Source organism: Pseudomonadota bacterium, assembly GCA_036339585.1.
Lineage (GTDB): Bacteria > Pseudomonadota > Alphaproteobacteria > UBA8366 > UBA8366 > UBA8366.
This window is the reverse complement of record JAYZAS010000003.1, coordinates 27,840-34,474: the sequence shown is the minus strand read 5'-3', so window position 1 is coordinate 34,474 and position 6,635 is coordinate 27,840. Positions and strand designations below refer to the sequence as shown.

The following is a 6,635-nucleotide window of genomic DNA, read 5'->3' as shown; positions in this document are numbered from 1 at the left end:
TGTATTGACCTTCCCTTCTACCACGAGCGCCAACCCAACGGGGTGATATATAGCCCCCATAACGCCGATAAGAAATACCGCACCACCAAGTTGAATGGGCGTTTGTGCAAGAGCAGCTAGCATTGAAGCCAGACCCATGCCACAAAAAAATACTCCTATCATACCAGATCGGCTCCATTTATCGGCGATCCAAGCTGCAGGGATCGAGAACAATCCGAAAGCTATAAAACCAGCAGTAGCGAAAGGAATGAATTCGGAATATGTAAGACCCCAATCGTTTGTAACCCCAGGAATATCAATTCTGCGATCTACAGCTAACGCCACGGCAACCGTTGCAAAGATCAATATCAAGAAATGATCAAAGAAATGACCAAGGTTCAGAAAAAAGAAGTTTGTTTTTTCACGTGTCATAGCATGCTCATTCACCTAGGCTAAACAGGGTGATCTCCATTCCTTTTTAAATTTAAATGCAAAATTACCGTTTATCTTGAGTTATCTCAGTGATTGCAGGGTATGGTGATTTAAAATTGCAATTAACAATAAAAAAACACTCATGTTTAGGACACAAATAAGCTATAGGACTTTTAATATTCTAGTCGTGATGATTTACTAAAAATTTCAAAGATCGCAATGCACCCTATTTTTGTAACTTGAGTGAATTTCGTGTCAAAGCCCAGCAAAATACCGTTATCCTCAGGTAAAGCAAATAGTAATCCATCATCACCATGCATCGGCGTTTGCCACATTGATAGTAAAACTGGTTTTTGTCTCGGGTGCTACCGAACTCTTCCGGAAATAGCACAGTGGCATAAGAAGACCGATAGTGAGCGTCGTAATGTTATTGATGAGGCTAAAAACCGCAAAAAAATAAGTGAAAAAGAATAAATAAAATCGGAAAATATCCTCTAGGCATCATGATTGCTAGCAGAGAACAACAAAAATATATTGCAACGCATCATTTATTGTGCAACGCACCGAGCATACAAAAAATGTACACCAGCCAAAGGGGTGCCCAGTATGGAATCAGGAGTATCGAGAATAGATTTACATGGTTACTTTATCGAAGATCTGACAGTAGGTATGTCAGCATCTTATGCCAAGACTATTACTGAGGCAGATATTGTTATTTTTGCGGGAATTTCGGGCGACAATAATCCGTTACATCTAAATGAAGAATTTGCTAAAGAGTCGATCTTTAAGGGACGTATAGCTCATGGCATGTTGACTGCAGTTTTTATCTCGACTGTACTTGGCACCAAGCTTCCGGGCCCGGGCTGTGTATACATGAACCAGGAGGTTAAATTCAGAGCTCCTGTGCGGCCGGGTGAAACAGTAACCACAACCGTCACTATCTCGAAGGTTAATGTTGATAAGAAGCGTGTTATAGCCCAGTCTGTATGCAAAGTTCGTGATAAAATTGTTGTTGAGGGTGAGTCTGTTTTATTAGTGCCCTCTCGTAAAGATAATTAGTAAACTGCGTCACTGTTCAACACTCGAATGCACTGAACAAGGACGTTTCAGTGTTTTTCTGTTGTGAATTTTATATCTTAATGGGAAAAGCGATGAAAATTTACCGAAGTGTTTTGGAAGTGCCAAAACAATATCGTGGTGCGACAGTGGTGTTAGGTAACTTCGATGGTCTTCACCGTGGCCACCAGGCGGTAATTGGCACAGCGGTTGCAAAGGGTAAACCACTTGGTGTGGTCACCTTTGATCCTCATCCTCGTAAATATTTCCGCCCTCATGACGCACCATTTTATCTTACTGATACCGACGAGAAAGCACGGTTCATGGCCGCTGTAGGAGTTGATTTCCTATTAGTGCTTACTTTTGATCAAATTCTTTCGACCCAATCACCAGAGGAATTTGTTCGCCAGGTTTTGGTTAATGGGCTGGCTGCACGGCATGTCTCCGTTGGATATAATTTCAGATTCGGATGCAAACGCAGTGGTGATGGGGCTCTGTTGAAAAGATTGGGTGAGAAACATGGCTTTAATGTATCTTTGGTTGAGGCAGTGGCATCTCCCGGAGGAGGAATATATTCTTCGACCCGTATCCGCGAGGATTTAGTTGCGGGTAAGCCGGCGCTCGCTGCTGCTTTACTTGGGCGGCCATTCGAAATTGTAGGCCCCGTAATTAAAGGAGACCAGCGGGGCCGCGACCTCGGTTTTCCGACTGCAAATATCGATCTTGGTAACTATCTCCGTCCAGCCTTCGGAGGCTATATTGTTCGTGCAGGTTTGAACAGTGAAAATGAAAGTGAAAATACCCGCTGGTTTAATGGTGTGGCTAATATCGGCAATCGACCGACATTAGACGGGACACGTGTTTTTCTAGAAACACATATTTTTAATTTTTCGCAGAATATATACGGAGAAATCTTACGCGTTGCACTTATTGAGTTCTTGCGCCCTGAGCAGAAATTCGATGGTATTGACGCACTCAAGGAGCGTATCGAGATTGATAGTGCTATAGCCAAACGGACCCTTGATATTCGCGCCGCTGGTGCACGTTGAGCTGCGCTTGATTAAAAAGCTGCTCCATATAGGATGACTTTATACTTTAGGATTTTTCGGCACTAGCCGGGCAAAGATGTGAACTGATGACAAAAGACTTTAAAAAGACACTCCTACTGCCAAAAACAGATTTCCCCATGAAAGCTGGACTTCCAAAACGGGAACCCAAACTATTAGAGAGATGGCAAAAACTAGACTTATGGTCACGATTACGGTCCAAGGCCGACGGTCGTGAACGGTTTATACTTCACGATGGCCCGCCTTACGCTAATGGCAATCTGCACATTGGCCACGCATTAAATAAAATTTTGAAAGATGTTATAAATCGCTCCCAACAAATGCTTGGTAAAGACGCGGTTTATGTTCCAGGCTGGGACTGCCATGGTCTTCCAATTGAATGGAAAATTGAAGAAAAATATCGGGCTAAGGGACAAAGTAAAGACGCGGTTTCAGTCCTAGAATTCCGTGCTGAATGCAGAGATTTTGCAAGCAAATGGGTTGATATTCAGCGTGAAGAATTCAAGCGGCTTGGTATTCTTGGTGATTGGGACCACCCTTATTTGACTATGGCTCATGAAGCCCAATCCTACATTGCGGGTGAAATTTGTAAATTTTTGATGAATGGAACCCTCTATAAGGGCTCAAAACCAGTAATGTGGTCTGTGGTTGAAAAAACTGCTCTTGCTGAAGCCGAGGTGGAGTACGAAGATTTTGAGAGTGATCAAATTTGGGTCAAATTCCCTATAATAGGGCTTCCCGAAGAAAATAACTTTAGCAATATTTCTGAAACTCTAGATGCATCTATTGTGATTTGGACAACAACCCCATGGACTATACCTGGCAATCGAGCGATCTGTTTTTCAGAACACATCTCATATGGCCTTTATCAGGTGACCTCAGCACCTATTGAGAACTGGGTTGGAGAAGGCGAGAAGCTTGTAATGGCGGACAGCTTAGCGAATAGCTTTTTTGAAGAAGCCCGTGTAGACGGCTTCAAGCGTATCGATGATTTTTCGACGACACTATTGAAAGACACAATATGTGCTCATCCTTTGCGGCTTTTAGGATACGATTTCTCCGTGCCTTTATTAGTTGGTAATCATGTCACGGAAGATGCTGGAACAGGGTTTGTGCACACAGCGCCTGGCCATGGTGTAGATGATTTTGAAGTGTGGGTAGCAAATAAAAAGACTTTGGAAGAAAAGGGTATAGATCCAACGATTCCCTCGACTGTTGATGGAGACGGTTTTCTGACCAGTGAGGCTCTTGGTTTTAAGGGCAAGCGTGTACTCACTGAAAAGGGTAGGAAAGGTGATGCTAATGAGGCAGTGATTGCAGCTCTTGTAAAAAATGCTGCGATTACTGCTCGGTCTCGGCTCAAGCATCAATACCCCCATTCATGGAGATCAAAAAAACCCATCATTTTCCGGAACACTCCTCAATGGTTTATTGCAATGGACAAAGATATTGATAGCGAGGGGGACACATTGCGGTCTCGCGCGCTTTCAGAAATAAAAAAGACTGAATGGTATCCGGCGAGTGGTCAAAACCGTATAGAAAGTATGATACGAGGGCGGCCGGACTGGGTAATTTCCCGTCAAAGGGCATGGGGCGTCCCCATTCCAGTGTTTGTTAAGAAGATTAATGGCGAGCCATTACGTGACCAAAATGTGGCGGACCGGATTGTGAATATTTTTAAAAAAGAAGGAGCCGACGCGTGGTATTTGAATGATCCCAAGCGGTTCCTTGGTGAAGACTATGATCCTGACGATTACGAACAAGTCATGGATGTTGTGGATGTCTGGTTTGACTCTGGGTCTACACATAGTTTTGTGTTAGAGGGTCGGGAAGACTTGGAGTGGCCGGCTGCACTTTACTTGGAAGGGTCTGACCAACATCGTGGATGGTTCCACTCATCATTGCTGGAGTCTTGTGGTACTCGCGGGCTAGCGCCCTACAAGGAGGTGCTGACTCATGGGTTTGTCCTCGCCGAAGATGGTCGGAAGATGTCCAAATCACTTGGTAACATTGTTTCACCTCAACAGGTTATACAAAATAACGGAGCAGAAACTCTGAGGCTTTGGGTAGCCGCTTCAGATTATTCGGAAGACCTTCGCATTGGTCCCGAAATAATTAAACAGTTAACTGACTCATACCGACGGCTAAGGAACACATTGAGATATTTGCTAGGCAATTTGGATGGGTTTAACGAATCCGAACGAGTAGGGTATGAACAGATGCCTGAACTCGAAAGATGGATACTTCATCGACTTTGGGAAATTGATAGGGAGGTCCGCCAAGGGTACCAAACTTACGATTTTCATAGGCTATTTCGCACTATACATGACTTTTGTGCAAATGATCTCTCTGCTTTCTACTTCGATGTTCGCAAAGATTGCCTATATTGCGACCTAATTACTAGCTTGGATCGTCGTGCTGCCCGCAGTGTGCTGGATCAATTGTTTTCGTGCTTAACCGCATGGCTCGCCCCAATTCTTTGTTTTACTGCTGAGGAAGCTTGGCTAAACCGATACGATATGAAGTCTGAAGACAGTCGCGAGGATAGTGTCCATTTGCGACAATTCCCAGATATACCGGCAAACTGGCGTGATGAAGAGCTGGCTGAGAAATGGTCGCATGTACGATTAGTTCGGCGTGCTATATTGGGTGCTCTTGAGATAGAAAGAGTAGAAAAACGTATTGGCTCAAGCCTACAAGCAGCACCTGAGGTATATTTGTCCGACAAATACAAAAACGCGATAGAAAGTATCGATGTCGCCGATCTAGCGATTGTCTCTTCAATCAATTTATGCAGCCAACCAGCTCCAGAGGGCGCCTTTTACTTGCCGGATTGTGATGAAATTGCGGTAGTCTGCAAGCCGGCTGTTGGGCAAAAGTGTGTGCGTTGTTGGAAGATATCGTCCGAAGTTGGAAAACTGGTTCCGGAGCTCTGTAATCGTTGTGCAAACGTAGTTGAAAATTGTCATTGGGGGTCAGCGTAATGATAAAAGCTGGTATATGGACAGCAGTATTCGTTGCTGCCTCCGATCAGCTAAGCAAATTGATAATTCTGGCTATTGTTATGCAGCCGCCCCGTGTAATCGAAATTACAGATTTCTTTAATCTTGTTCTGGTTTGGAATCGCGGAGTGAGTTTTGGCATGCTGCAAAGCGCCTCTATTTGGGGGCCAATTCTATTGGGAGCAGTGACTGTAGGTATAATTGTTTTCCTCTTTTTTTGGCTTCGCGAAGCTAAGACGAGGCTTTGTGTTATTGCTCTGGGCCTGGTCCTTGGTGGAGCGCTGGGTAATTTGATAGATAGGGTTCTGCATCAAGCCGTTGTCGATTTTCTAGATTTTCATATAAGTGGTTACCATTGGCCAGCTTTTAATGTTGCTGACTCTGCAATTACTGTTGGGGTGATTTGTATAATTTACGAAAGCTTGTTTGAGCGAACCGAAAAAGCTAAGTAATGCCAGTTCAGAAATTATGCCAAATGGAAAATAGAAATGATTAAAAGGTCGCGAGAAGCCTGTGTAATTGCAATTTTATTGGGTCTCTCAATGATTCACTCTTCCGGATGCGTTCTTTTCGATCACAGTCGTAATTCGGGGCCCGACGAATTCGGCGTCGTTTCTCGGGCGCCGTTGGCACAGCCACCAGACTTTTCTTTGCGACCGCCCAGGGCCGGCGCAAAGAGGCCAAACGAAGTTGAAACTCGCGAGCAAGCACGCCGCAGACTTTTTGGCAGATCCGTGCAGGCACGTGGCATTTTGCCGGAACGGGATCCCAATGATAGTCGCTCCGAGGGCGAACGAGCACTGCTGTTTAAAGCCAACGCGCTAGATGTCGATTCCTCAATTCGAGATGCCGTTGAGCGTGAGAGCGGCATCGTTGAAGAAGATCCAGCATTTGTCGATTCACTACTTTTCTGGAAACCGGCAAATGGAAAAAATGCAGTGGTGGATCCTTCTCGTGAATCTGAGAGACTCCGGCGCAATGAAGCTTTAGGTAAAAAACCGACCGACGGGTCAACTCTCACCAAGAAAAAATAAGCTTATTGGGGTTTGGTGGTGCTCATCTATCTATGGTTATTTTTTAAGCAGACCTGCATTTTAAC

General features: G+C 44.5%; 7 protein-coding genes. 6 read left to right on the top strand and 1 reads right to left on the bottom strand.

Annotated features, from left to right (window positions below; all coding sequences use genetic code 11):
- A partial coding sequence (locus VX941_02890; protein ID MEE2932351.1) for an MFS transporter occupies positions 1–411 on the bottom strand: 411 nt, incomplete at its 3' end.
- A 252-nt stretch (positions 412–663) separates the two neighbouring features.
- Here VX941_02890 and VX941_02885 point away from each other — a divergent pair.
- The 6 genes from VX941_02885 (at position 664) to VX941_02860 (ending at position 6,570) form a co-directional block, all read left to right on the top strand.
- On the top strand, positions 664–885 hold the full coding sequence (locus tag VX941_02885) for a DUF1289 domain-containing protein (GenBank protein MEE2932350.1): 222 nt from the start codon (positions 664–666) through the stop codon (positions 883–885).
- Positions 886–1,017: 132 nt separating this feature from the next.
- Positions 1,018–1,470: a MaoC family dehydratase gene (locus VX941_02880; protein ID MEE2932349.1), complete on the top strand. Its 453-nt coding sequence runs from the start codon at positions 1,018–1,020 to the stop codon at positions 1,468–1,470.
- A 92-nt stretch (positions 1,471–1,562) separates the two neighbouring features.
- On the top strand, positions 1,563–2,516 hold the full coding sequence (locus VX941_02875; GenBank protein ID MEE2932348.1) for a bifunctional riboflavin kinase/FAD synthetase: 954 nt from the start codon (positions 1,563–1,565) through the stop codon (positions 2,514–2,516).
- 86 nt (positions 2,517–2,602) lie between these two features.
- The gene (gene ileS / locus VX941_02870; GenBank protein MEE2932347.1) at positions 2,603–5,518 is read left to right on the top strand and encodes an isoleucine--tRNA ligase; all 2,916 of its coding nucleotides are present in this window, start codon (positions 2,603–2,605) and stop codon (positions 5,516–5,518) included.
- Positions 5,518–5,988, top strand: a complete 471-nt coding sequence (gene lspA / locus VX941_02865; protein ID MEE2932346.1) for a signal peptidase II — start codon at positions 5,518–5,520, stop codon at positions 5,986–5,988. The genes ileS and lspA overlap by 1 nt, the downstream gene beginning before the upstream one ends.
- 36 nt (positions 5,989–6,024) lie before the next feature.
- Positions 6,025–6,570 (top strand): DUF3035 domain-containing protein, encoded by a 546-nt coding sequence (locus VX941_02860; GenBank protein MEE2932345.1) that lies wholly within the window; start codon positions 6,025–6,027, stop codon positions 6,568–6,570.
- The last annotated feature ends 65 nt before the right edge of the window (positions 6,571–6,635 follow it).

Bases quoted from the DNA above. Each gene is read 5' to 3' on its own strand.
- ileS (MEE2932347.1), top strand. From the start codon at position 2,603: ATGACAAAAGACTTTAAAAAGACACTCCTACTGCCAAAAACAGATTTC.
- VX941_02875 (MEE2932348.1), top strand. From the start codon at position 1,563: ATGAAAATTTACCGAAGTGTTTTGGAAGTGCCAAAACAATATCGTGGT.
- VX941_02860 (MEE2932345.1), top strand. From the start codon at position 6,025: ATGATTAAAAGGTCGCGAGAAGCCTGTGTAATTGCAATTTTATTGGGT.
- VX941_02880 (MEE2932349.1), top strand. From the start codon at position 1,018: ATGGAATCAGGAGTATCGAGAATAGATTTACATGGTTACTTTATCGAA.
- lspA (MEE2932346.1), top strand. From the start codon at position 5,518: ATGATAAAAGCTGGTATATGGACAGCAGTATTCGTTGCTGCCTCCGAT.